Annotated in this window: 29 protein-coding genes and 1 other annotated feature; of the genes, 4 read left to right on the top strand and 25 right to left on the bottom strand. The window is 27.7% G+C overall.

Annotated elements, in window-relative coordinates:
• Positions 1-6: 6 nt before the first annotated feature.
• The 3 genes from ACTG45_RS07630 to ACTG45_RS07620 all read right to left on the bottom strand — a co-directional run bounded on the left by ACTG45_RS07630 (position 7) and on the right by ACTG45_RS07620 (position 2,662).
• A complete protein-coding gene (locus ACTG45_RS07630; protein ID WP_479920102.1) occupies positions 7-1,257 on the bottom strand; it encodes a sensor histidine kinase in 1,251 nt (416 codons plus the stop codon).
• Positions 1,244-1,948: a response regulator transcription factor gene (locus tag ACTG45_RS07625; protein ID WP_021384175.1), complete on the bottom strand. Its 705-nt coding sequence runs from the start codon at positions 1,946-1,948 to the stop codon at positions 1,244-1,246. Before ACTG45_RS07625 ends, ACTG45_RS07630 begins: the two co-directional genes overlap by 14 nt.
• A gap of 267 nt (positions 1,949-2,215) precedes the next feature.
• The gene (locus ACTG45_RS07620; protein WP_021384216.1) at positions 2,216-2,662 is read right to left on the bottom strand and encodes a hypothetical protein; all 447 of its coding nucleotides are present in this window, start codon (positions 2,660-2,662) and stop codon (positions 2,216-2,218) included.
• Between the two features lie 190 nt (positions 2,663-2,852).
• Between ACTG45_RS07620 and ACTG45_RS07615 the strand changes: the two genes are divergently transcribed.
• From ACTG45_RS07615 to ACTG45_RS07605, 3 genes are all read left to right on the top strand, one after another.
• Complete coding sequence (locus ACTG45_RS07615; RefSeq protein WP_021384190.1) at positions 2,853-3,242, top strand: GntR family transcriptional regulator; 390 nt, start codon at positions 2,853-2,855, stop codon at positions 3,240-3,242.
• Positions 3,235-4,326 carry a DUF5808 domain-containing protein gene (locus ACTG45_RS07610; protein WP_021384188.1) on the top strand — a complete coding sequence of 364 codons (1,092 nt, stop codon included), beginning with the start codon at positions 3,235-3,237 and terminating at the stop codon, positions 4,324-4,326. Before ACTG45_RS07615 ends, ACTG45_RS07610 begins: the two co-directional genes overlap by 8 nt.
• A 118-nt stretch (positions 4,327-4,444) precedes the next feature.
• The gene (locus ACTG45_RS07605; protein ID WP_021384205.1) at positions 4,445-4,921 is read left to right on the top strand and encodes an HD domain-containing protein; all 477 of its coding nucleotides are present in this window, start codon (positions 4,445-4,447) and stop codon (positions 4,919-4,921) included.
• 119 nt (positions 4,922-5,040) lie between these two features.
• On the opposite strand, the gene ACTG45_RS07600 is transcribed toward ACTG45_RS07605, so the two are convergent.
• Complete coding sequence (locus ACTG45_RS07600; protein WP_479918513.1) at positions 5,041-5,592, bottom strand: tryptophan transporter; 552 nt, start codon at positions 5,590-5,592, stop codon at positions 5,041-5,043.
• Positions 5,593-5,760: 168 nt separating this feature from the next.
• Positions 5,761-6,027, bottom strand: a binding site (T-box leader).
• 142 nt (positions 6,028-6,169) lie between these two features.
• On the opposite strand from ACTG45_RS07600, the gene ACTG45_RS07595 reads away from it, so the two are divergent.
• Entirely contained in the window at positions 6,170-6,637 is a 468-nt protein-coding gene (locus ACTG45_RS07595) for a pyridoxamine 5'-phosphate oxidase family protein (RefSeq protein ID WP_021384199.1), read from the top strand.
• 64 nt (positions 6,638-6,701) lie between these two features.
• On the opposite strand, the gene ACTG45_RS07590 is transcribed toward ACTG45_RS07595, so the two are convergent.
• The 21 genes from ACTG45_RS07590 to ACTG45_RS07490 form a co-directional block, all read right to left on the bottom strand.
• The gene (locus ACTG45_RS07590; RefSeq protein ID WP_021384193.1) at positions 6,702-7,274 is read right to left on the bottom strand and encodes a flavodoxin family protein; all 573 of its coding nucleotides are present in this window, start codon (positions 7,272-7,274) and stop codon (positions 6,702-6,704) included.
• A 71-nt stretch (positions 7,275-7,345) separates the two neighbouring features.
• Positions 7,346-8,443, bottom strand: a complete 1,098-nt coding sequence (locus tag ACTG45_RS07585; RefSeq protein WP_479920101.1) for a Nif3-like dinuclear metal center hexameric protein — start codon at positions 8,441-8,443, stop codon at positions 7,346-7,348.
• A 13-nt stretch (positions 8,444-8,456) separates the two neighbouring features.
• Positions 8,457-9,146: a tRNA (adenine(22)-N(1))-methyltransferase gene (locus ACTG45_RS07580; RefSeq protein WP_479920100.1), complete on the bottom strand. Its 690-nt coding sequence runs from the start codon at positions 9,144-9,146 to the stop codon at positions 8,457-8,459.
• A gap of 165 nt (positions 9,147-9,311) precedes the next feature.
• Positions 9,312-10,478, bottom strand: a complete 1,167-nt coding sequence (gene rpoD / locus ACTG45_RS07575; RefSeq protein ID WP_021384218.1) for an RNA polymerase sigma factor RpoD — start codon at positions 10,476-10,478, stop codon at positions 9,312-9,314.
• A gap of 17 nt (positions 10,479-10,495) precedes the next feature.
• Positions 10,496-12,286, bottom strand: coding sequence for a DNA primase (dnaG, locus tag ACTG45_RS07570; RefSeq protein WP_044213161.1), 1,791 nt, complete (start codon positions 12,284-12,286; stop codon positions 10,496-10,498).
• Positions 12,287-12,544: 258 nt separating this feature from the next.
• Positions 12,545-13,330 (bottom strand): 3-deoxy-7-phosphoheptulonate synthase, encoded by a 786-nt coding sequence (gene aroF, locus ACTG45_RS07565; RefSeq protein WP_479920099.1) that lies wholly within the window; start codon positions 13,328-13,330, stop codon positions 12,545-12,547.
• Positions 13,311-13,817 carry a 2-amino-4-hydroxy-6-hydroxymethyldihydropteridine diphosphokinase gene (gene folK, locus ACTG45_RS07560; protein WP_021384225.1) on the bottom strand — a complete coding sequence of 169 codons (507 nt, stop codon included), beginning with the start codon at positions 13,815-13,817 and terminating at the stop codon, positions 13,311-13,313. Before folK ends, aroF begins: the two co-directional genes overlap by 20 nt.
• Positions 13,810-14,175, bottom strand: a complete 366-nt coding sequence (folB, locus tag ACTG45_RS07555) for a dihydroneopterin aldolase (protein WP_021384220.1) — start codon at positions 14,173-14,175, stop codon at positions 13,810-13,812. The genes folK and folB overlap by 8 nt, the downstream gene beginning before the upstream one ends.
• Before the next feature lie 10 nt (positions 14,176-14,185).
• Positions 14,186-14,977 carry a dihydropteroate synthase gene (gene folP, locus ACTG45_RS07550; RefSeq protein WP_479918509.1) on the bottom strand — a complete coding sequence of 264 codons (792 nt, stop codon included), beginning with the start codon at positions 14,975-14,977 and terminating at the stop codon, positions 14,186-14,188.
• 62 nt (positions 14,978-15,039) lie between these two features.
• Positions 15,040-15,612, bottom strand: coding sequence for a GTP cyclohydrolase I FolE (folE, locus tag ACTG45_RS07545; RefSeq protein WP_021384210.1), 573 nt, complete (start codon positions 15,610-15,612; stop codon positions 15,040-15,042).
• Positions 15,613-15,637: 25 nt separating this feature from the next.
• Positions 15,638-16,339 carry a hypothetical protein gene (locus tag ACTG45_RS07540; protein WP_021384176.1) on the bottom strand — a complete coding sequence of 234 codons (702 nt, stop codon included), beginning with the start codon at positions 16,337-16,339 and terminating at the stop codon, positions 15,638-15,640.
• A 33-nt stretch (positions 16,340-16,372) separates the two neighbouring features.
• The gene (locus tag ACTG45_RS07535) at positions 16,373-17,116 is read right to left on the bottom strand and encodes an aminotransferase class IV (protein WP_479920098.1); all 744 of its coding nucleotides are present in this window, start codon (positions 17,114-17,116) and stop codon (positions 16,373-16,375) included.
• Positions 17,106-18,455 carry an aminodeoxychorismate synthase component I gene (gene pabB, locus ACTG45_RS07530; protein WP_479920097.1) on the bottom strand — a complete coding sequence of 450 codons (1,350 nt, stop codon included), beginning with the start codon at positions 18,453-18,455 and terminating at the stop codon, positions 17,106-17,108. The genes ACTG45_RS07535 and pabB overlap by 11 nt, the downstream gene beginning before the upstream one ends.
• A gap of 1 nt (position 18,456) precedes the next feature.
• The gene (locus ACTG45_RS07525; protein WP_479918506.1) at positions 18,457-19,041 is read right to left on the bottom strand and encodes an anthranilate synthase component II; all 585 of its coding nucleotides are present in this window, start codon (positions 19,039-19,041) and stop codon (positions 18,457-18,459) included.
• A 24-nt stretch (positions 19,042-19,065) separates the two neighbouring features.
• On the bottom strand, positions 19,066-19,785 hold the full coding sequence (locus ACTG45_RS07520) for a polysaccharide deacetylase family protein (RefSeq protein ID WP_021384191.1): 720 nt from the start codon (positions 19,783-19,785) through the stop codon (positions 19,066-19,068).
• 27 nt (positions 19,786-19,812) lie between these two features.
• A complete protein-coding gene (locus ACTG45_RS07515; protein WP_479920096.1) occupies positions 19,813-20,877 on the bottom strand; it encodes a CAP domain-containing protein in 1,065 nt (354 codons plus the stop codon).
• 147 nt (positions 20,878-21,024) lie between these two features.
• A complete protein-coding gene (locus ACTG45_RS07510; RefSeq protein ID WP_021384171.1) occupies positions 21,025-21,834 on the bottom strand; it encodes an MORN repeat-containing protein in 810 nt (269 codons plus the stop codon).
• Positions 21,835-22,075: 241 nt separating this feature from the next.
• A complete protein-coding gene (locus ACTG45_RS07505) occupies positions 22,076-22,942 on the bottom strand; it encodes a YitT family protein (protein ID WP_479920095.1) in 867 nt (288 codons plus the stop codon).
• Positions 22,943-23,465: 523 nt separating this feature from the next.
• Positions 23,466-24,155 carry an LrgB family protein gene (locus ACTG45_RS07500; RefSeq protein ID WP_044213158.1) on the bottom strand — a complete coding sequence of 230 codons (690 nt, stop codon included), beginning with the start codon at positions 24,153-24,155 and terminating at the stop codon, positions 23,466-23,468.
• Positions 24,148-24,519, bottom strand: a complete 372-nt coding sequence (locus ACTG45_RS07495; protein WP_479920094.1) for a CidA/LrgA family protein — start codon at positions 24,517-24,519, stop codon at positions 24,148-24,150. Before ACTG45_RS07495 ends, ACTG45_RS07500 begins: the two co-directional genes overlap by 8 nt.
• 179 nt (positions 24,520-24,698) lie before the next feature.
• Complete coding sequence (locus ACTG45_RS07490; RefSeq protein ID WP_479920093.1) at positions 24,699-26,045, bottom strand: tetratricopeptide repeat protein; 1,347 nt, start codon at positions 26,043-26,045, stop codon at positions 24,699-24,701.
• Positions 26,046-26,062: the final 17 nt, after the last annotated feature.

The raw sequence follows: 26,062 nt of genomic DNA, 5'->3' as shown, positions 1-26,062 counted from the left end.
TACAGATTAGTCACTATTATCAGCATACATTTTAGGAAATATTATATGGAATTCTGTCCCTTTGCCTTTTTCACTATTTACATAGATATCTCCATTTTGACTTTCTATTATTGATTTTGACATTGCAAGACCTATACCTACACTATCCTCTTTTGAACTACTTCTTCCTCTATAAAATCGTTTAAATATATGTGGTATATCTTTTTTATCTATTCCCTCGCCATCATCTTTTATTATTAGTTCAGAAAATAATGGATTTTCTTTATATGTCATACTTATATTTCCAAATTCAGGAGTATGTTCTATACAATTTTTAATTATATTCACTAATGCTTCCACAGACCAATCAATATCGCCAATATAGGATACATTATCGTTTCCTTCTATAGTTAATTTTTGATTTTTAGTTTCCATAGGTATTTTCATTGGTTGCATTGCTCTATGTATAAGTTCACTAAATTTTATCTTATCTTTTTTAAACTTTATCACTTTTGCTTCTACTTTTGATAGTTTAAGCATGCTTTTAATTAGCCAATCCATCCTATTTAACTGATTCTTTATCTTATCTAAGAAATCTATTTTTACTTCATATGGTACATCATTATATAACAAGTCATTCAACATTATTAAAGAAGTCATAGGAGTTTTTAATTGGTGTGATATGTCAGAAATTGTATTATTTAAAAATATTTTTTCTGATTTCAAAAGTTCAACCTTTTCATTAAGAATTGTCGTCATCTTTAATAGTTCAGTTTTTAAAAGACCTACCTGACCTTCTTGATTTTTATTTTTCATATCAAATGCTTTTCCTTCTGAACTATAGTAAACATACTTAGTCATATCTGATAAATCATTGTACATTACCTTAAAATAACTAGCAATCAATATAAATATTAGAATAAATATTATGCATACCAAGATTATATTTGTTTTTATAGTCTCTAAAACTAATTTAGAAATTATAGGCTCAGCGTTTATTTTAATAGATTTATCGTAATTATACTTACTTAATATTTTCTCTCCATAGTCTATATTTCTTATAGACTTTCCTTGAGTTATTATATCCACTATCTCTCTTTCTAAATTTGGATATTTGCTAGACAGTGTTCCTATTATCGCTTGATTATTTTTTACAATCATACCTTTAGTTATATCCATATTGATTATGCTAAGCCCAATAGATATAGTAATAGCAACAAACATCAAAACAATATACTTACTTAAAAACCTCTTCACTTCTGGATTATATAGAAACATTATTTTCACTTCCTATCCATTTATAACCAAGGCCTCTTACAGTTTCTATGTAGATTGGCTCACATAAGTCATCACCTATTTTTTCTCTAAGTCGTTTTATATAAACAGTTAGAGTATTATCATTTACAAAATCATACGTTACATCCCAAAGTTTTTCCAATATTTGAGTTCTGCTTAAAACTGTATTTTTGTTCTGTATAAGAATTAGAAGAAGTTTATATTCAACTGATGTCAGAAATATTTCTTTTTCATTTTTATATACTCTAGCTTCTAATGTATATATACTTAAATCTCCAAATTTGAGCATTTTCTTAGCTTCTTCTAAAGTATTACCTTTTCTTCTTAAAACAGCTTTTATTCTAGATATTAATTCTCTAATTCTAAAAGGCTTTGTTATATAATCATCTCCACCCATATCAAGACCCATTACAATATTTACTTCTTCATCACAAGCAGTCAAAAATATTATCGGAATTTGAGAGAATTCTCTTGTATATTGACACAATTCATAACCAGTTCCATCTGGCAATGTCACATCCAAAAGTATCATGCTATATTCATTAGAAGAAATCATTTCTTTTCCACTTGATAAATTCTTTGCTATATCTACACTAAATCCTTCTTGCTCTAAGGCATATTTTATTCCAAAAGATATGGTACTATCATCTTCAACTATCAATAACTTTAACATAGCTATTTCCTTTCTTTCCATTTTGATTTTAAATTATTTACCTATACAGTTTTTATTATACACAAATACCTTATATACTAAAATATATCTATAATTACAAAATAGTCACAAAGAGTTGTTAAAACTTATAGAAACAAAAATGTAAGTTGTTACTTAACTCACTTAAGAATAATACCTAGTTCTTCAAGTTAAGCTACAACTTACATTTTAGAAACCTTATGTTAAATAATCTAACATAACTATTTGTTTAACAATTTAGAATATAATTTATTCTTCATCATACTTTTTGTATTCTTCTTCTTTGTAAATATTATCTTTTTTATCATCTTCATGTAAATCAATATCAGTCTTTACATCTTTAACACTATTTACATATTGCATCATTTCTTCCTGAGAAACATGTGGACAATTTTCACAGTTTATTCTTCTTGAATTAAATTCTTTTACCTTTTTTTTTAGTTCTTCATACTCATAATCCTGTTTATTATCTCTACAGTTACAGTCATAATCAAATTCGTCATACTTATAGTCATCATAATCACTGTTTCCATAATAATTTGTATCAACCATTTGAGAATTAGATTTACGATTTTTTACCATCTTATATACAGCATATGCACCCACACCTGTAAGAACTGCTCCTGTAAACATCATTGGTTTACTCATTCCATCATCTTTTTTATGCATTTGTCTTTTAATTAAATATGTTAACATATTTTTTCTCCTTTCTAATTTTTATTTCTATCTATAGATAGTATCTGTATTATTTTGATAAAAATTATGTTATTTTTAAATTACAATTTTTACAAAATATAAATTTATATTTTGTGTTTGACATTATTTTTTATGTTATACTATATATATAACAATCGTTTTCATTTATAAAGCATAATGGAGGTCTTTTATGGTTTTAAATTTAGATTTTAATAGTGATAAATCTATTTATGTACAAATTAAAGAAGAAATAACTAAAGCTATAGCTTCAGGAGAATTGAAAATAAACGAATCACTTCCATCTGTAAGAAGTATGGCTGAAAATATTGGTGTAAATTTGCATACAGTAAATAAGTCTTATAATGAGTTAAAAGAAGAAGGCTTCTTAAATATTGATAGAAGAAAAGGTGCTATTGTTGCTGAATTACCAATAAAAGCCGCAAATCCAACTCGTCAAAAAAATAAGCTTGACTTAGAACTTCTAGTAGCAAAATCTTATTTATCAGGTATCAGCAAAGAAGAATTTTTATCACTAAGTTCAAATTTATTTGACAAATACGAGGTGAAATATCATGAGTAAGATTGAATGTTTATTTACAATATTTCCAGTTTTAATTTTGATGTATGCTTCATTTTATTTCATGCCTTATTTAGTAGGTAAAAAACATATTTATGGAGTTTCTATAGACCAAGAACACAAAAACTATACTAACTTTATAATGTTGGATAAGAAGTTTAAAAAACTTTTATCTTTAGGTTTTATTATAGACTTTATATTAATTTTTATCCTAGTTCTTGCATTTAATAAACTGGAACTTTCTTATTTTATTGGTATAATGGGATTTTTATTATATGAAAGTCTATTATATATTTATACTCATAATAAAGCTAAAAAGTTTAAATCAGAAATTTATTCTACAGAAGGTCATATAGATATAGATTCAAAGTTAATAGTAGATATGGATTTCTTAAATAAAAAAAATAAAATAATAAAAAGGTTTAAAATATTATATTTAATACCAATACTACTTGCTTTTGGAATGAGTCTTTTTATAGTATTTAATTATAATCAACTGCCAGACTTAATTGCTATCAATTGGACTATAAATGGAACTCCTAATTCTTTTATGGAAAAATCATATTTTAATGTTTTTAAATTAATAGGCACTGCATTTTGTTTAATCATTTTATTGTATATAACTTCTATTGGTTCTATAAAGTCAAGAATTAAAATAGATTCAAATAAAATTGAAGAAAGTCGAGCTGAAAACATTAAATATCTAAACAAAATTGGTTATTTATTTTTGATATTGATGATTTTAATGACAATACAACTTTTTACTGCTTTTTTATCAATAAAAACAAATTTATCAACTGCTATAATTATAGTAACATTTTTAGTTATAATTTATTTAATAATAACATATATTAAGTCTCCAAATTTAAAGTCTAACTCGTCCTATTCTCCAGAAGATGATGAAAAACATTGGATAGCAGGCATTATATATAATAATCCAAACGACCCATCATTAATGGTTGATAAGAGATTTGGTATTGGGTATACTGTAAATTTTGGAAATCCTATTGGAAAAATAATATATATTGCTATAGCTTTACTTTTAATTTTTTCATTGTTTAGCCTAATAAAATCTCTTTTACTTTAAATACCATAAAAGGTATCTTACTTGTATTATTGGGTATTATATTTTGTAGGATAAGAAATATTTCATATTATCATTGAAATATAGTATTTATATATTACTAGAAATGGAGATTTGCATAATGTTGTCAAAAGCTGAAATCAAATACTTTAATGAATGTGCTTCTGAAATACTTTCTTCAGAACAAGTACAACTTATGAGAACATTTCCTCATCATGGCAATGTTTCATGTCTTGAACATAGTTTATCAGTAGCATATTATAGTTATTTATTATGTAAAAAATTACATCTAAATGTTGATATTCAAAGTGTTATTAGAGGAGCTTTATTACACGACTTTTTCCTTTATGACTGGCATTACAAAGGGGATAGAAAAGGATTACACGGATTTACTCATCCTAAAGAAGCACTAAAAAATGCAAATTTATTTTTTCAAATAAATGAAATGGAAACTGATATCATTTTAAAACATATGTGGCCGCTTACTATTAAGCCACCTAAATACAAAGAAGCATTAATTGTATGTTTGTTAGATAAATTTTGCTGTTTGGTTGAGACTTTAAAGATACATTCTTTATTATCTCCTTATCATGTATAAGGTAGTGTTTAATATTGTTAAAATTAACAAACAAAGAGGTATTAAGTATTAAATTTTACTTGATACCTCTTTACTATTTCATTATTCATTTTTTTAAATATCATTGTAAGTCATAATATTTAACCTTGATAACTTACCCTTCTTATAGACATACTTACTACCTTAAATAACAGTAAACCAGCTATTAAATTTATTAGTATTGCTGGTACTACTGCAACCATAAACAATGCCATAAATGAACCTCCAGGAAGACCTACTATCATTTGAGCAAACAGTAAAAATGCAGTTCCACTCACAATAGTTCCTATTGGAAATATTATTGTAGCTACTATTAAGTCTTGCTTTTTATTACTTAAGTTTTTCATAAATGGTAATTTATAAATTACATACATTATCATGAACATTATATTTATTGTAATAGTTTTATCAAGTATGTTTGGAATCTGACCACCTGGAAATTTAGTTGTTAGTGCTGCAAATATTCCTGTCACAATTCCTGCTACTAGACAAATCTTATAATCCTCTTTATTTAATATCATTATTATAAACATCATTGCTAGTGATATATCTGGTTGCATTGGAAGTCCTATAGCAGGTGTAAGTTGATGTATTAGTAATCCCATAGCTAAAAGTATTGCATTTAAAGTTAATTTTTTTGTATTCGTTTTCATTGTAATAATTCTCCCTAATTTTATTAATATTTATTTTATTTTTTTGCCAATTTTCTAAATCATCCTCTTTAGCTTTGAAAGTTCATAACATCTTTTTCACCACCTTTTTCTGAAATTTATATATTTTCTTTTAAGAGTTTTTGTAAAATAAAAAACTCCGTCCTAAATCAATAGGACGGAGATTATCCGCGTTGCCACCTAAATTATATAAAAAATAAACCCTAAGTTTAATTCTTATACATCTCATTATCAGGTACTTACATACCCTATTCGCTGTAACGTGCGACTGACGATAAAGTCTACTCTCATAATAATATGATTTCAATTCACTCCTCTAAGGTCCATTCACTATATCCCTTCTTGCTAAGATTCCACCCTCCTCAGCTCTCTATGTTGAAGCTAAACATAATTACTCTTCCTTGTCATAGGATTTTTAATTTGCTGTTGCTATTATAATATTCTAAATTTTTATAATTGTCAACTCTAATTTTTATTTTAAATTTGTAAAAAGGATAGCATAATCTTTATAAATGTTTTAAAATTTAATTTAATAATCAAAATTAGAAAGGATGATATTATGTTTAGAGAAATGAGATTAAAAAAGAGAGAAATGACAAAAGAAGATACTGTAGAAGTATTAAAAAATGGTGAATTTGGTACTTTTTCTACTATATCTGAAAATGGCTATCCTTATGGAGTTGCTGTAAACTATGTGTACCTTAATGATTCTATTTACTTCCATTGTGCAAGAAATGGTCATAAATTAGATAATATATCAAACAACAACAAAGTTTCTTTTTTAGTAGTTGCTAATGAAAATGTTATTCCAGACAAATTTAGCACTACGTATTCTAGTGCTGTGGTATTTGGAAAGGCTTCAACTGTAGAAGGTGAGGAAAAGAAAAATGCTCTTGTAGAAATCATAAAAAAATATTCTAAAGGATTTTTTGAAGAGGGCATGAAATACATAGAGAAAGATATAAATTTAACAACTGTAGTTAAAATAGAAATTGACCATATTTCTGGTAAAGCTTCACGCTTATAATAAATATACTAATATACCTAAAAGTAGCTATACAGCCACTTTTAGGTACTTTAATTTGATATTCTTATACACTCAATCTTTTTAGATAATCTTTTATACCAAGCTTAACATCATCACTTGGTCTTATATCAGAGTTATCTCCTGCTATATGTAGTATTCCATATGCTGGATTGTCTCCTCTTACTGTACATGGAACTGATAAAAGAGTCATTCCCATATGTTGGGCAAATATATTCATTGCTTGTAAAGAAAGTTCTCCTCCTCCATGTTGTGAACCTGCTGTGGCAAAACAACCAAATATTTTTCCACTCAAAGGAGCACCTACCCAAATATCAGAAAAGCTATCCATGAACATCTTCATTGGACCAGATACATTTCCATAGTATGTTGGTGAGCCCATAAATATAGCATCATAATCTAGCAATTCTTTTCCAGATTTAATTGTATTTATACTCTCAAACTCATCTTTATATTCTTTTGAATTTATTAAATAATACTGAAGAAGTGTTTTTGCAACCTCATCACTTACTTTAAACATATCTACTTCTATATTCATTTCTTCAAGTACTTCTTTGTATGTTCTTGCTAATAAATATGTACTTCCACAAACACTATGAAAAATTACTGCTACTTTCATCTTTATCCCCCTAATTAAATTCAAATTTATTTTTTGTATAGTATTTTTTATAATAAAATACTACTAAATGACTAAATGATACTAAATGGATTCAAATATACATCACTTTTTATTACTTCTATTTCATTAAATTCATCCAAAAATCTCTTCATAACGTTTTTAAATATATCTTCTGTATCAAAATGCCCACAGTCTACTATACACATTCCTATATCAAGTGCATCTTGTGCCTCATGATACTTTACATCTCCAGTTATTAAGACTTCTGCTCCTTGTCTCTTAGCTTTTTTTACAAACTCTGAACCAGCCCCTGTTACAACTGCTACTTTCGTTATATTTGTATTAAGATTTCCAACCACTCTGATATGTTTCATATTTAATTTCTCTTTTATTTTATTTGAAAGATTTTCTAATGTCATACTTTCATCAAGTCTACTTACTCTACCTAAGCCAAATGTCTTGCCTTTATTTTCTAGCTTGTACAAATCATATGCAACTTCTTCATAAGGATGTGCATCCAACATGGAACTTATTACCCCTCCTAAAAGCTTCTGTGGCACCACAGTTTCAATTTTAACCTCATTTACTACTTCTATATCATTTATGCTTCCAAGAAACGGATTAGAGCCTTTTAATGGTTTAAATTGTCCTTCACCTTCTATTGAAAATGTACAATCACTATAATTTCCTATATGACCTGCTCCTGAATTACTTAAAACTCTTTTCAATTCATCTGAATAATTACATGGTACATATACTGCGAGTTTATATAAAATCTCGCTTTCTGTTATATCTAAAACCTTTGAGTTGCTAAATTCCATAATTTCCATAAAATAGTCATTTAAACCATCAAATGCTATGTCAAAGTTAGTGTGCATAGAATAAAGTGCTATATCATTTTTAATAAGTTTTTGTATAAGTCTACCTTTTAAATCTGCACTATTAATCTTATTGATTTTTCCAAATATAAAAGGATGATGTGTAACAATTAAATCTATATTTTTTGAGATAGCTTCATCAATAACATTTTCATTAGCTTCCAAAGATACTAATACTTTTTTTACATCTACATCAAAATCTCCAACTATAAGACCTACATTATCCCAATCTTCAGCTAAGTTTAGAGGATACTTTTTTTCAATTTTTCTAGTTAGACTCTTTAATAACATACATACCTCCAATTTATTTTATTAAATTTTCAAGTTTTTTTATTGCAGTTTTACTCTCTTCCCTTTTTTTATCTATTACTTCTCCACTCATTCCTTGTAGCTTATTAACTATAGCACTATATGTCTTTATCTTTTTTTCTATAAATTCATTAAAAAGAGAATCCTTATTTTCTAAAAGTTTTATTCCAGTTTCAAAGTATATCTCATCTTCTATTATAGTATTTTTGCCTGTGTATTTGGCAACTATTATTTCATATATCCTAAAATCTTCTCTTACCAAAACTTCTTCTAAGATTTCATAACCATTATTCAAAAGATAACGTCTAAGTTCTTCTTGTGCTTGCATAGGCTGTAGTATAAATTTTTCTACATTATGTGCTACTTGTTTTTTAGCTTCAAGAAGTTCACTTATCAAAATTCCACCCATTCCAGCAATTATTACTTCTTCTATTTCCCCTATTTCAAGAACCTCTATACCAGAACCCAATCGTAAATCAACCTTATCTAAAAGATTGTTCTGTATGACCTCTTTGCGTGCATTGTCAAGAGGTCCTTTATTAACATCTGCCAATACTGCAAACGGTACTCTTCCCTCTTTTAACAAATATACTGGTATATATCCATGGTCAGTTCCTATATCAGCTATTTTTTTACCATATGATATCAATGATGCTATTTTTAATAATCTATCTGTTAATTTCAAATATATATCTCCTTTCAATTTTCCTTGATTTATAGGCCTTATAGTAAGTCATAAGTATTAAATTAAGGTTACTATAAAAAATAAAATTAAATCTCTACTACAAAATAGCCATGAGATATCACTTATCCCATGGCCTTTATACAAAAACATTAATGATGTATCTTTTTAATCTAAATAATCTCTAAGTTTTTTTGATCTACTTGGATGTCTTAATTTTCTTAGTGCTTTTGCTTCTATCTGTCTTATTCTTTCTCTAGTTACATCGAACTCTTTTCCAACTTCTTCAAGAGTTCTAGCCCTACCATCTTCAAGACCAAATCTAAGTTTTAATACTTTTTGCTCTCTATCATTTAATGAGCCAAGTACATCTTCTATTTGTTCTTTTAGTAAAGAATATGCTGCTGCCTCTGCTGGGGCTGGAGCATCATCATCTGGAATAAAGTCGCCTAAATGGCTATCCTCTTCTTCTCCTATTGGAGTTTCTAAAGATACTGGGTCCTGAGCTATTTTCATTATTTCCCTTACTTTATCTTCTGTCATTTCCATTTCTTTTGCAATTTCTTCTGGTTTTGGGTCCCTTCCAAGCTCTTGAAGTAGTTGTCTTGATACCCTTATTAGCTTATTTATAGTCTCTACCATGTGAACTGGTATTCTTATAGTTCTAGCTTGGTCTGCGATGGCACGTGTTATGGCTTGTCTTATCCACCATGTTGCATAAGTACTAAACTTATATCCTTTTGTATAGTCAAATTTTTCGACTGCTTTTATAAGACCTAAATTTCCCTCTTGTATTAAATCTAAGAAAAGCATACCTCTTCCAACATATCTTTTTGCTATACTTACAACCAATCTTAAGTTTGCCTCAACTAATCTTTGTTTGGCTATCTCATCACCTTCGTGCATTCTCCTAGCAAATTCTACTTCCTCATGTGGTTTAAGTAGAGGAATTTTTCCTATTTCTTTTAAGTACATTCTAACAGGGTCATCTATACTTATCCCTTTTGGTAAAGATAAATCCACAGTTTCTATTTCTATTGCAGAAGAGTCTTCATGTGAAATTGCTTCTGTATCTTCATCTAGGTTGCTTATACTCAAATCATCATCAGTAGCCGAAAAATCTATATCAGCTTTATAGTTTTTTGTTTCTGTTATTTCTATTCCCAGATTACCTAAAGTCTCATAAAGATTTTCTACTTGGTCCTTATCAAGTTCAGTCTCCGAAAAAGCTTCCATTATCTCTGCAAGTGTTAATGAACCTTGCTTTTTTCCTTTTTCTATTAATGTCTTAGCAGTGACTTTTTTTAACTCTTTTTTATTCGATTTATTTTCCACACTCAAACCTCCTTTCTCTACAAGCTCTTTAAAATTTTATTTATATCAACTATTTTTAAAGCGATTTCCATAACTCTACCATCTACCTCTTTCATATCATTATTATTTTCTAATTCTTGTTGTTCTCTCAACAAGCTGTTAATTTGTTCTTCTAATGAATTTTTTCGGATATTTGTTATTATTCCTTCTATTTCTTTTGTGTTCTCTAAGTTTATACTATTCAAAGAAATTGAATTTAATTCTTTTAAGTATTCTTCGGATATGTTTAAACTTTTCAATTTGTCAATAGTTATTTTGTCCAATTCTTGATTTTTAATCATGTAATTTAAAATTTCTTTACTTTCTTTCAGTAAAAAATCACTTTCTTCTACTTTTAGTAACGCTATTTCTCTAATTTTTTTATCTTCTAACATTATTTTTATTAGAGTCTCTTCAACTAATTGTTTTCCATCTTGTCTGACTTCGACTTTTTCAATTATTTTTTCTTCTGCTTTCTTTTGATTTTTGTTATTATATGGCTTATTATAATTTTTACCATATACTTCTCTCTTTATAGACTCGACATTAATATCTATTTGATTGCTTAAATACTTTGTATAAAAATCAATTTCAACAGGACTTGTCAATTGTTTTATAATTTTAGAAGCTTCTTTTGCGAACTTCACTCGTTCTTCATCTTTTTGAATATTAAATTCTTTTTTAAGATGATCTATTTTATATTTTATGTAGTGAGTAGAAACATCCATAGCTTTTCTATAATCATTAAGTCCATATTTTCTTACAAATTCATCTGGGTCTTTCGCATCTTTTAAATCCAACACTTTTACATTAATACCTAATTTAGTAAGTATATCTATAGCTCTTAAAGTCGCTTTTATTCCTGGTTCATCAGAATCATAAGATATAATAGCAGTGTCCGCATATCTCTTTATTAAAATACCTTGTTGTTCAGTCAAGGCTGTTCCAAGGGTTGCTACTACATTTCTTATACCATACTGATAAAGCGAAATTAAATCCATATATCCTTCAACTAAGACTATAGTTTTACTCTCTAAATTCTTTCTAGCAAAGTTTAATCCATATAAGTTCTGTTTTTTATTAAAAATTATTGTGTCTGGAGAATTTAAGTATTTTGGTAAAGAATCATCTAATACTCTTCCCCCAAATCCTATTATATTTCCTCTATAGTCGAATATAGGAAACATAACTCTATTTCTAAATTTATCATAGCAATTAGTTCCATCTCTGTTTTTTGCAATTAGACCGCACTCCAACAAATCTTGCTTTTTATATCCTTTGCTGATTAGAGTGTTCATAAGTGAATTCCATGAATCCAAAGAAAATCCTAAACCAAATTTCTTAATAATTTTATCATCTAGTCCTCTTATTCTTAAATATTCATACCCAAGATTCTTACTTCCCAACAAGTTTGAAAGATAAAATCTAGCTGCTTCTGTGTGAATATCTTGAAATTTTTTGGATTTTTCTATTTTAATCCTAGTCTCTTCATTCATGTTAGTGTTAATTTCTATACCGCATTTATTCGCTAAAATTTTTACAGCATCCATAAAATCTAAATTTTCCATTTTCATGACAAAATTTATCACATCTCCACCTTCTCCACATCCAAAACATTTATAAATTTGTTTTGATGTATTTATATAGAAAGATGGTGTCTTTTCACCATGAAATGGACATAATCCTTTATAATTGGCTCCAGATTGTTTTATATTCATATATTCAGATATTATACTTGCTATATCGCATCTAGCCTTTATTTCTTCAATAATGTCTTTTATATCATTCATATTATCACCTTCTGGTGTAATTTTTTGTGTTAACATTTCTATTCTACACTATATTCTAAATTTGTCAATCACTCAATATACAGAATTCGACTTTTTTTATTGATATCCTTCTTATTAATCAAAAAATTTTTATTTTTTATATTAATTATATCAATATTAAGTCTTTATTTATATCAAATGGTCTAACTATTAAATTCCATATAACTTATAAATTCATCTCAATAACCATTACGAATAAAAAAGAGGCTCTTGCCTCTTTTAATAATTATTAATTGATTTCATTAAATCTTCAAACTCATTAAAACAAAGAGATTGAGTACCATCTGATAGAGCATTTTCTGGGTCAGGATGCACTTCTACCATTATTCCATCAGCTCCACATGCAAGTGATGCCATTGACATAGGTTTTATCAAGTATCTAATTCCAGTAGCATGACTTGGGTCTACCACAACAGGAAGACCTGTTTCTTTTTGAATAATTGGTACAGCAGCTAAATCTAATGTATTTCTAGTATAATCATTATATGTTCTTATACCTCTCTCACACATTATAATATTACTATTTCCTTCTATTGCTATATATTCTGCAGCGCCTATCCATTCAGTAATTGTTGATGCTATTCCTCTTTTTAACATAATAGGTTTGTTTTGTTTTCCTACTTCACTTAAAAGTGTAAAGTTTTGCATATTTCTTGAGCCAATTTGAATTATATCACTTATACTGTACAGTTCATCCATATCTCTTACATCCATAAGCTCTGTAATAACAGCTATACCAACCTCTTTTTTAACTGCTTTTAATATTTCAAGACCTTCTTTTTTTAATCCTTGAAATGAGTTTGGCGATGTTCTTGGCTTATATGCTCCACCCCTTAAAATATTTGCACCATGACTTTTTACAAATTTAGCAGTCATTAAAAGTTGCTCATAACTCTCTATTGCACATGGTCCAGCTATTATAAGTTTGTCCTTTTTTACAACTATTTCTTTATTATTTGTACTTATCTCTATTTTTGAATTACCATTAAATAGGTTTTCTTTCATAACCTACAAGCTCCTTTACTTCTTCTCTTTCTTCAGCAGATAGGAGGTTTAAATGTTCTTTTATTGATTTTTCATTTATTAGAAGTTCTTCATTTAAATCCATAAGTGGTATCAAAACGAAAGCTCTGTCTTGAATCCTTGGATGAGGTATTAGTAGTTTTTCATCAGTGGATACTACATCATTAAAAAATAGTATATCTACATCTATAGTTCTTGGACCCCAGTGTACTATTCTCTCTCTGTGTAGCTCTTTCTCTATTCCTTGACAATATTCTAACAGCTCATACGGTTCAAACTCTGTTTCTATTTCTACGCACATATTTAGAAAATCTGCTTGTTCTGTATATCCCCATGGTTTTGTTTCATATAACTTTGATTCTTTTACTTTATATATAGAATCACTCTTTCTTAAAAGCTCACATGCCACTGACAAATTATTAAATCTATCACCTACATTAGTACCTATTCCCAAATAAGCCTTATTCATCTCTTGTTCTCCTTATCTCGACACCAAAATAGTCATAAATTCCATTTACAGGAGCTTCAGGCTTTCTGACCCTAACCATAACTCCATTTATAAGCATAAATTTGTTTAAGACCTCTCCAGCAATGTTCTCTGCCAAAGCCTCCAAAAGATTAAATTGTTTATTTTCAGTAATATCCTTAACAACACTGTAAACTTCAGCATAGTTTACAGATTTATTTATATCATCACTAAGTCCAGCTTCTTTTGAGTCAACATAAAGCTCCATGTCGATAAAAAATTTCTGACCTAGAAAATTTTCTTCTTTAAGCACACCATGATATCCATAGAATCCTAGATTACTAAGTAATATTTTATCCATTATATCACACCTACTTTCTATATATTGCATCAGTCATTTTAGCTGCCATTAGGTTTTCATAAACATCATGTACCCTAACTATATCTACACCATCTCTTATACCAAGCACAGTAGTAGCTATTGTACCTTCCAACCTTTTTTTTGGTTCAACTGGAAGTACTTTTCCTATTACCGATTTTCTAGATGTTCCAAGTAAAATAGGATATCCTAAGTCTTTCAATTCACTTAGCCTTCTTAATACTTCAATATTTTGTTCAAAATCCTTACCAAATCCTATTCCTGGGTCAAGTACTATTTTTTCTTTTTTTACTCCACAGCTAATTGCCATTTCTATGCTTTCTTCAAAAAAGTCTTTTATTGACTCCATTATATCTTTGTTATAGTTTGTCCCATCTTGATTATGCATTATACACACTTCTGCATCATATTTACCTATTACAGAAGCCATATTTTTATCTTTTCTAAGACCCCAAACATCATTTACCATAGTGACACCTAATTTTAGTGCTTCTTCTGCAACATCTGCCTTATAAGTATCTATTGATATTGGTATATCTAATTCTTGTTTAAGTTTTTTTATTACAGGGATTACTCTTCTTAGTTCTTCATCTGAGTCTACATAACTATGACCTGGACGTGTAGATTCTCCTCCTAGATCTATTATATCAGCACCTTGGTCAACCATATCTTTTGCATGTTTTATTGCTATATCTAAGTTATTAAAATCTCCTCCATCTGAGAAACTATCTGGAGTTACATTTAATATTCCCATTATATAAGTTCTTTTACCATAATCAAACACAATTACTGACACTCCCTTAGATTAAATTTTATATCTCAATAAATGATTATATGAAACGGCTACTACTTCATAGTAATCAGACTCATAGCCTCAGCTCTAGATGCAATGTCCTTTTCAAATATACCTCTTACTGCTGATGTAACAGTTTTTGAACCTGGCTTTTTTACACCCCTCATCGTCATGCACATATGCTCTGCTTCCACTACAACTAAAACACCATAAGGTTGTAACTCTTCCATTATTATATCTGCAGCATTTTTAGTAATTCTTTCTTGTAATTGTGGTCTTTTGGCCAACGTATCTATTACTCTAGCAAGTTTAGAAAGACCTGTCAGTCTTCCTCCTTTTGGTAAATAAGCAATATGAGCTTTTCCAAAAAAAGGAACTAAGTGATGTTCACAGCATGAATAAAATGGAATATCTTTTACCAATACTAATTCCTCATGTTTTTCATCTGCAAAAAGGACTTTTAAATGGTCTCTTGGTTCTTCACCAAGACCAGAAAATATCTCTTCATACATTCTAGCAACCCTATTTGGAGTCTCGATTAAACCTTCTCTATCTGGGTCTTCTCCAATTGCCTCTAATATTTCTCTCACTGCATGTTGTATCTTTTCTTTATCAACTTTATTCATTTAAACTCCCCCCATTGATTTGCGACTAAAAGATTAGTTTTATAATCTCTTTTGTCTCAATTTCTTTAAAAATATAATTATAAACATCTAAAAGTTTTTGATAGTCATAATTTTCACTTACCATTGATACTAGTTCAAAAAGTTCATTATTTTCTTCTTTCAAAACTTTTAGTAATTTTTTATCTTTTGGTACCCAATTATCATTTATATTAAAGTACCCAATTATTATATCTTTTAAATATAAATTCGTCAAAAAATGATATTCAAAAACATTAAATCTTTCTTTATTTTTTAAATTTGATATTTTCCCTCCAATATCTTGTTTTAAAAAGGACTTTTCTTCTAGTGACATTTTATTAGGACCCTTTAAGTAAATATCTCTACTTATATCTTTTATAGTCTTTGATATATTCTCCTCATCAAATAGGACTTTGGCGTCTTTCATCTCTTTAATAAAAAAATACTCTCTATCTGATAATAATTTTTTCACACCATCTTTTGAAAAATAGTTTATGTCAAATTCTATTCCCTTTTTTTCAAACAGTACTCGCTCTTGTTTTTCCCCTTTTTTTACAAAAACGAATACATCAATATCATTTATTTCTACATCATGAAGAGTAAAATCTAAGTCTTTACTAGAACCAACCAAAAATACTGCTGAAGTATTTGGATTTTCTATTATCTTTGTTATCTCTTCACTATATACTTTATAAATACAACTTATCATTTTTTATCTCCAACAAATTGTTAATATTTTAATTTATTTTAAGAACTCTAATATTTTATCAAAAATAATATTTTCTTCATCAAATTTTATTTTGTCAATTTCTATAACTTTCATAGCTCCCATAAGACTATTTGTGACAAAAACAAAATCAAAAATGCCAATTTCTGATATATTAATTTCATTTTCTAACAACTCTATATATAATTCGTCACAAATATTTATAATCCTCTTTTTTATTATTCCATTTAATATTGATAATTTACCACTAGGAGTATACACTCTTTCTCCTTTTATAAAAAATATATTACTCATAGAACACTCTAAGATTACACCAGCTGAGTTTACAAATATACCGTCATTATAACCATTTTTATTGGCAACATTTTTGGTATATATATTTTCAAAATAATTTGTAGTCTTATGTCTATGAATCAAACTATCACCTCTAACGATTGGCGATACAGTTAATCTAAACCCCTTTTCATATGTTTCTTGATTATATGGAATGTCTCTAATAGATATATTGTATCCCTCATCAAAAACAGTAATTCTAAGTGCTTTATCAATAATAGTTTCTTTTTTTATATATGTATTAATTTCATCTATCAAGAAGTCTTTTTCATACTTTATATCTAAGTCTAGGCATCTTATCGAATTAAGCATCCTTTCTATATGGATATTTAAATCTATTGGTATGCCATTTTCAACTTTAATAGTTTCAAATAAACCAATTCCAAATTTGCTTAGACTACTATCAAAACCTACATTATTCTTCATAATATCCCCTCAAAGCCTTCATTATAGATTTTGCTTTATCAATTGTTTCTTGATATTCTTCATCTGGGTCAGAGTCCCAAGTCATTCCTCCTCCAACTTGGAAATAAACTTTTTTATCATCTTTTATTATTGTTCTAATAGCTATATTAAAATCCATATCACCATTAAAACCTATATACCCTATTGAACCAGTATATACGTTTCTTTGTGTTGGTTCCAATTCATCTATGATTTCCATTGCTCTAATCTTGGGTGCTCCTGTTATAGAACCACCTGGAAAAGTAGCTTTTATTATATCAGTAACATCCTTATTGTCTTTTAATTCACCTACAACTGTTGAGACCAAGTGGTTTACATTTGCATATGGTTCAATTACAAATAGTTCTGGAACTTTTACACTCCCAGTTTTAGATATTCTACCAATATCATTTCTTTCTAAATCCACTATCATAAGTAGTTCAGCCCTATCTTTTTCACTATTTTTAAGTTCTTGTTGAAGCTTTAAATCTTCTTCCGTATCTTTACCTCTTGGGCGAGTACCTTTTATTGGTCTAGCTTCTATTTTCTTATTAGTGCATCTTATAAATCTTTCTGGAGAATTTGATAATATATGTACATCTTCAAAGTTTAAAAATGCTCCAAATGGTGCTGGACTAAATCTTCTTAAATCTCTATATAGTTCAAAGCTTGTAAGCTCTGTTTCTCCACTAAACCTTTGTGTCAAGTTAGCTTGATATATATCCCCTTGTCTTATGTACTCTCTAACATTTTGAACTGCATTTTTAAATTCTTTCTTTGTAAAATTAGATTTAAGTCTTATAGGTTTAACTTCTTTTTCTTGATAGCATATATCATCTATACCTTTTTCTTCTTCTTTTAATATTTTTTGTTCTATGTCATCAATTATCTTTTCTTCTAATTTTATATCTATATCTGGAGTAGCTATGTAAGTTTTTTCCATAAGATGGTCTACAACTATTACATGATTATAAAATCCAAAATATATATCAGGCATCCCAATATCATCTACAGCACTTCTAGGTAATTCTTCCATATAATTACCTAAATCATAAGACAAATATCCTACAGCCCCTCCTATAAATGGAAGGTTAGTATCATTTGTAACTCTATATTTATTTAGTTCTTCTTTTAAAATTTCTAATGGATTTTCGTCAGTATCCTTATATTTTAATACCTTAAATGGCTGGCTACTTATAAAAGAATATCTTCCCAATTTTTCTTTATCCATAGCACTGTCTAATATAAAACTGTCATGTTCGTTTCTAAAAATAGTAAATATCTCAAAAGAATTAAGTTTAGTGTTTATCTCTCTTATCATATTACATATGTATCCTTTCTCTAGCTTCTGTTATAAAGTTTTTCAGCATCTCATGACCATATTCTGATAAAATAGCTTCTGGATGAAATTGTACTCCTTCTATTAAGTATTTCTTATGTCTAATTCCCATTATTTCACCTTTATCAGTAGTTGCTGTAACTTCTAGTTCTTCAGGAACTTTATTAGAGTCAATTATTAATGAATGATACCTAGTGACATTCAAAGGATTTTTAAGCCCACTAAAAACACCTTTATTAATATGGTTTATACTATGCACTTTTCCATGTACAGGTTGTTGTGCCTTTATAATATCCCCTCCAAAAACATGTCCAATAGTTTGGTGACCCAAACAAATTCCTAGTATAGGCTTTTTCCCTTTAAAATAGTTAACAATATCTATACAAATACCAGCTTCTTTTGGAGAACATGGCCCAGGAGATAACACAATTAACTCTGGATTAAGTTTTTCAATATCACTTATTTTGATTTCATTATTTCTCTTTACTACGACTATTTCCCCTAATTCTTCTATATATTGTACTAGGTTATACACAAAAGAATCATAATTGTCTATCATTAAAATCATACTATAAATCTCCCCCCCTAAAAATTATTTTATTAACTCAGAAACCGTTACAAATTTAAAACCTTTTTCTATCATTTTTGGGATAAACATATCTAAAGCTTTAACTGTATCATTGGTTGCATAATCATGTAAAAGTATTATATCTCCATTTTGTACTTTATTAATTATTTTATCTGCAATACTATTAGCACCTGGATTTTTCCAATCCTTCACATCTACGCCTGTCCATAAGACAACTTTATAGTCATGCTTTTTTGCAATTTCTATTAAATCTTTTTCTCTATAACTTCCAAATGGTGGTCTAAATAATGTAGGTTTCTTTCCAGTCACCTTTTTCAAAATATCTTCACACTTAACAATCTCCTCTTCTATCTGATTAGAATTTAAATTACTTATATCAGGATGATTAAAAGTATGATTACCTATCTCATGACCTTCTTTACTTGCTCTGACTAATGGCTCTTTATACCATTGTGCATGTTTACCAGCTATAAAAAAAGTAGCTTTTACATTATACTTCTTTAATACATCTAAAACTTGGCTAGTTTCTTTTGGATGTGGTCCATCATCAAAGGTAATTGCTATTAATTTTTTTTCTCTTGAACCATGTTTAATTAAAACATTTCCATTAGTATCTGTCATCAAAGCAGAAACTTTACTAAAATTAGATATTAGTATTATTCCGCAAAACAAAGCTATTGCTACTATACACTTATATGTTGTCCTTTTCTTCCATGGTGTCATTTTTAGACTTCCTTTCAAATAGTTTAGTTATTTATAAAAATTTTGAGTGTAATATGTTTTATAGCTTCCTCCAAATATTACTCCAACTCCAATATTATTATAATTCCCCAAAATATTTTTTCTATGACCTTCAGAATTCATCCAAGCTTCATGTGCATATATTGCATTAATTTGTCCTGCTGCTATGTTTTCCCCAGCTGAGGTATATACTATTCCTTCTCTTTTCATTCTATCAAATGGAGTTTCATCGTTCTTATTTATATGGTCAAAAAAATTATTATCTCTCATATCTTTACTATGTTTTCTTGAACTTAATGTAGCCTGTTCACTGTATCTCAATGAGTTTAAACTCCTTTGATTTCTAACACTATTTACAAGGTCTATAACTTCAAGTTCAAAACATTTTTTGAGTTCTTCTCTATCTTCTGGATATAATCCTTTAAACTCATCTTCAGTCGTTTTATCAATTATTAAATACGAACAAACTCTATTTTTTTCATGAATATCGTAGAAAATTGTAATATACTTGCCTTCTTTATTTATTATATCATATTGATTTTCTGAGTTTATTATATATCTAGTATTTCCTTTTCTCTTATATTTTAATGGTGTAATCTTAGTTCTTACTGTTTGTCTATCTTGATTTATTTTTATATCTTGATTTTCACATGAATTCATAGAGTTACTGTAAAGTGCCACTACTTCATTATTTTCAACACCAACCATTGCAAATTCTTTTCCATACTGATTATATACATACCAATCAAAACCATATTCACTAGTATCAATTCTACCAGGTTTGCCAATATTTGAAAAAACTTGATTTAAATTTTCTCCTAAAGTTATTTTTTCGAAATTCTTTATATCTGATTCTCCTAAATTTTCATTTTCAGCATTATTTAATTGTAAATTTTGATTCTTTTCTTTTTTTTCTTTGTCAGAATTACCATTTATATTTATCTTGTCTAAAAATTCATTCCATATTTCACTTTGAGAAATTTTGTCTTTTATATCATATACTTCTTCTAATAGTTCAGGACTATAAAATAAAACAATAAGTACTACTAACACTAAAGCAATTAATTTCTTCAATATATCCCTCCTTCATAAAATTAAACAAAAACTTTTTAATATTACATTTATTGCACTAATATTGATAATATATACTAATTAATAGTATTAATACCTATTTGTATTTAGTAAGTATTATAAAAAAGCTTTACCTACTAATAGATAAAGCTACAGTCTTAAAGAAAATATTTCATCTAATGTTCTATCAAAAATGGATGGTTTATCAAATTTCCAAGTACCTTCATAAACCAATTCATTATTTAGATAAAAAGTTCCTTGCCCATGTTTTTTCCCATGCATAAATTCACCTACATATTTCTTACCTTTTTCCCATATATAAGTCCCCTTACCATGAACCAAATTGTTCTTCCAATCTCCTTCATAAAGTATTTCACCTTCACTATTGTAACAAATACCATAGCCTTCCATTTTTCCACCTTTAAATTCGCCTGCATATATACATCCATCACTCCACTTATAAATACCTTTTCCATCTTTCTTACCATTTTTCCAAGTTCCAATATACTCATCTTTACTATTATAGAGCATATTTCCAACACCATTCATCGTATCTTCCTCAAAATTACCTATATATTCATTCCCATTTGAAAATATAAAGCTTCCTTTTCCACTTTTTTTATCTTGTTTGAACTCTCCTATGTACTCCATCTCTGTTCCTTCATCTACAAAAAAAGTATATGAGCCTTGACCTTCCATCTTTCCCTCTAAAAATTTGCCTACATATATATCTCCATTTGAAAATTTATATATTTTATTTTTTGGTTTCTTTGTATCGACATCATCTATATCACGAATTGTTTTTCCTTCTAATTCTAACACTTCATTTTCTGGAGCAAAATCTCCCTTTTTTAAAACACGTTTCTTCATGTTCTTTATACTTTTAATCTCTTTATTTACTTCATTTATATATTTCAAATAATTATCATACAAATTAACATATTCTTTAGATAAATTCATAATGCCATTCCTCCAACGTTATTACTAGATATTTTACTAAATCCATTAAATTTATTATATCCTAATAGTGGTCATGTTTTCTACACATTAAGTAATTTTTTCAATTTTAATTTTAAAATAGCATCTTTTAAAGTGATACACAAATCATTAATAAAAGCTTTATGTTCCACATATTAAATTTAAATAAGCTGAGAGCTATAATATATAAATTTATATTATATCTCTCAGCCTGTAAAATTTTCTATAAATCTTTTGCTTTAAATCCTCTTCCTTTTACCTCTGTGACATCATTTACAGATATAAAAGCTTTTTTATCATACTTCAAAGCTATATCTTTTATCTTTGGTATCTCATTTGATGAAACTATTGTATATATAATTTTCTTTTTTTGATGAGTATATGCACCTTCTGCATCTAAAAAAGTTACACCTCTAACTAAACTCTTCATTATGTCTTCTGCTATTAAATCGACTTCATTTGACATTACCATGACAGATTTTTGATAATTCATTGCATCTTTAATAAAACTCATTGAATACGCATTTAGAAATAAACCTATAAGAGTATATAATGCTAAATCTAATCCAAATAAGAAACTTCCTGTAAGTACTATTAATCCATTTATCGCTAAAGCAGTATCTTTCATTTCTATGTTCTTCTTAATTTTTAGTATTGCAGCTATTATGTCTGTACCACCTTGGGAAGACCTAGTTCTAAATACAATCCCAACACCTAAACCCGATAGTATACCACCATATACACTTTGAAGTAATATATCATGTATAGGTATAATCTGACTTATTTCCTGAGTTGCACCTAATAATAATGAAAATACAATCATATTTACTAAACTTGAAATACAAAACTCTTTTTCAAGGTATATGAACCCTAAAATAAATATTGGGATATTGATTAAAAATGTTAATAGACCCACATTTATATTTGTCAAATAGTTTATAGATGTTGCTATACCTGTAGCACCTCCACTAAGCAGATGTGCTGGTCTTAAGAACCCATTTATACCTATAGATGTCATCAACATCCCAAATAGCATTGTTAAATATCTTAAAACTGGATGTTTTTGTAGGGTATTCTTAACTTCACTCATTTCTTTCTCCCTTCAATCTTTCTAAATCTTTAGAATTTTAAAAACTTATCTTTACATATATTATATTATTCCTGATGTAATAGATAATATTTCAAATAAATTTTTTATACAATTTCTTGAACTGTCATCTATTACATCATCTATTATAGTATCTTTTTCATATATGTCTAGTGCAATTTTTTATATTTTAATCTGTAAAAACGTTCAAATCATCTCATTTATGCTTTAAATGAAAATTCTTCTAGCACAATATGATACTACTTATTATTTAACTTGCAATATAGTAAATTTATAGTATTTTTTTCTAAATATCTCTTTTTACAGTAATTTATCTTATCTTAGCAAATTCAAATTTAGTAATTATCTGTTCATAATTAATTGGTAAATGAAATTTTTGTTTTTATAATTTCAGTATATGATTTTTTTATTTCATTATTTGCATTTTTTTCATTCAATTTTTATTTTAAATTTTTTTTATTTTATTTTGTTTTAAGTATCCACAATACTAATTTTAATCTTATTTTTATATAAAATTCATTATAATTGGAATTAATATTACTGTAATTGTACCAGATACCCCAATAGAAACACCACTCATAGCTCCTTCCACTTCTCCAAGTTCAAAAGCTTTTGTAGTCCCTAGAGCATGTGCAGACGTTCCAAGTGCAATCCCTTTAGCAACTGGATGATTTATATTTCCAAGTTTAAATACTGTAGAAGCAAGCATTCCACCAAAGATACCTGTAAAAATTATAGCCACAACTGTTATTGACTCTACACCATTTAAAGAATTTGCTAAAGATATTCCCATTGGTGTTGTTATAGATTTTGGAATCAAAGAGTTTATAATACTTACATCTGAATTAGCTATCCTACCAATTATCAATACAGATATAAAAGAAATTACTATACCACAACCTATACCTACAATAATTTCAACCATATACTTTTTAAATAATTCAAATTGCTTATAAAGTGGAACTGCAAGTACTACTGTAACAGGACCTAGAAAGAAATTTATACTATCTGCTCCTATCTTGTAGTTCTCATAAGGAATTTTAGTTATGCTTAAAAACACTATTATTCCTACGATTGCAATTAACATGGGATTACATATAGGATTGTTTGTTTTTCGTTGGATATATCTCCCTAAATTAAAAAATACTATTGTTACTATTATGCCAAACACTGGCGTTTGTAATACATTATACATCTTTTTGTCCTTCTTCCTTCTTTTTTATCATCTTTTCTACTATAATTCCAGTAGCATACATCACTATTAGTGTGCTTAAACATATGACTAATAAAAGCACTAGTACATTTTCCCTTATTAGGTCTAATGATTTTATGAGTGATACACCCGCTGGTATAAAGAATACAGCCATATTATCAAGGAAAAATCCACTTATATTTTCTATACTACTTAAATCTAATACTTTAAATTGTAGTAGTAAAAATAATAATAACATCCCAACGATACTCCCAGGAATAAGTATAATTCCTTGTATAAAGGAACTTATATACTCTCCTATAACCCATATACTTAAAATTATTACTAATTGATTGAAAACTTTCATTTTCCACCTCCAAAAACTAAAGAGATTGCTTCAAATCATATATTTGTAGTTTTTTCAACAAGCAAATATCTTTCTTCAAATAGAAAGTTATAATTTGATACAATCTCTTTTAAATTTATTTTTATTTTAATTTAATAAAATACATGCTTGGTTGTTTCAAAAAACTTAACTTTATAAACCTATTTTTCACTTAAAATCTCTTTTATTTTTGAATTGTTATACATACTGTCTGGAACTTCACTTCTTAAACTATAAAAAGTTTGTTGTGCATTTTTCAAATCACCATTATCATAATAAAGCATACCCAGCTCATAATATGAATCATCATAATACTGGTCGTGTTTAGTATAAGTATTTATATACTTTTTATAATATTTTATGGCTTCGTCTTTATTTCCTAATAACTTATTTGTTATGGCTAGTTGATATATTGATTCAGAAATATATTTTTTAGTTTTACCAGAAGAAACTACACTTTTAAAATTATCTATAGCTTTTTCATATTCTTTATTTTTCTTTAAATCTAGAGCTTGATAGTATAAATCTTCTTCATCAGCTACAGTTATATCTCTTTCTGGTTCTTTATTTTTAGCTTCACTTAACTCTTTATTCGTTTTTTCTAATTTTTCACTTGTTTCTCCCAGCTTTTTATCAGTTTCATTTAGCTTTTCATCTTTACTACTTATTTGATTATTTAAATTTTCTATTCTCTTTTTACTTTGAATCAAATATACACCCATACCTATTAAAACACAAACAACTATAATATATGGTAAAATATTTTTCTTCTTTTTAACTTTTTTTACTTCTTCCTTTTTACTTGTGCTTTCTTTTTTGTCCTCATTATTTTCAAATACTGGATTATCTTTATCTAACTCTTTAAGCTTATCTAAGTATCCTTCTCTCTTCTTTACATTGCCTAGCTTATCATACAACAAAGATAAAATTACATATGGTTCTATTAGTTCAGGTTCTTCCTCAATTATATTCTCCAAAATATGTATTGACTCATAATTTAATTCTTCATTTATAAATCTTATAGAATGATTGTACCTTCCTAAAAATGTTTTAAAATCTTCAGATGAAATTAGATTTACATATTTTCTCGATATATGGTTATTTTCATAACATAAAGCTGTATAAAAGCTCTCAAATGACTTAGCAAAGTCACATTTTAATAGCTTTAAAAGACCTCTAAGATTTAGTATATCAATATCTTTAGGGTTTATTTCTAAAGCTTTGTTCACCATATTAATAGCACTAGTTATATAGTTTTTATATGCCAAATCTAATGCATTATTATATCTTTTGTATGATTCTAATTTTAATTCCTTTGATGTTGTGTCTGACTTTGAATTTAAAGCTCCTTGTAAGTTCAATAGTGTCTCTTCTTTATAATTTGTAGTCACATAACTCTGTTTTAATGTTTTTAGTGTCTCATCACCATCTTCTTCTTCTATGTTAAAAAAAGTCAAATCACTTTTATTATCTTCTATCAAAGATATATCTAAAATTTTTCTAGGCATGTTTTCTATATCCTGTT

Source organism: Clostridioides sp. LIBA-7602 (assembly GCF_056688945.1).
Note: the sequence above shows the minus strand (reverse complement) of the source record. Positions and strands in the feature narration are given on the sequence as shown.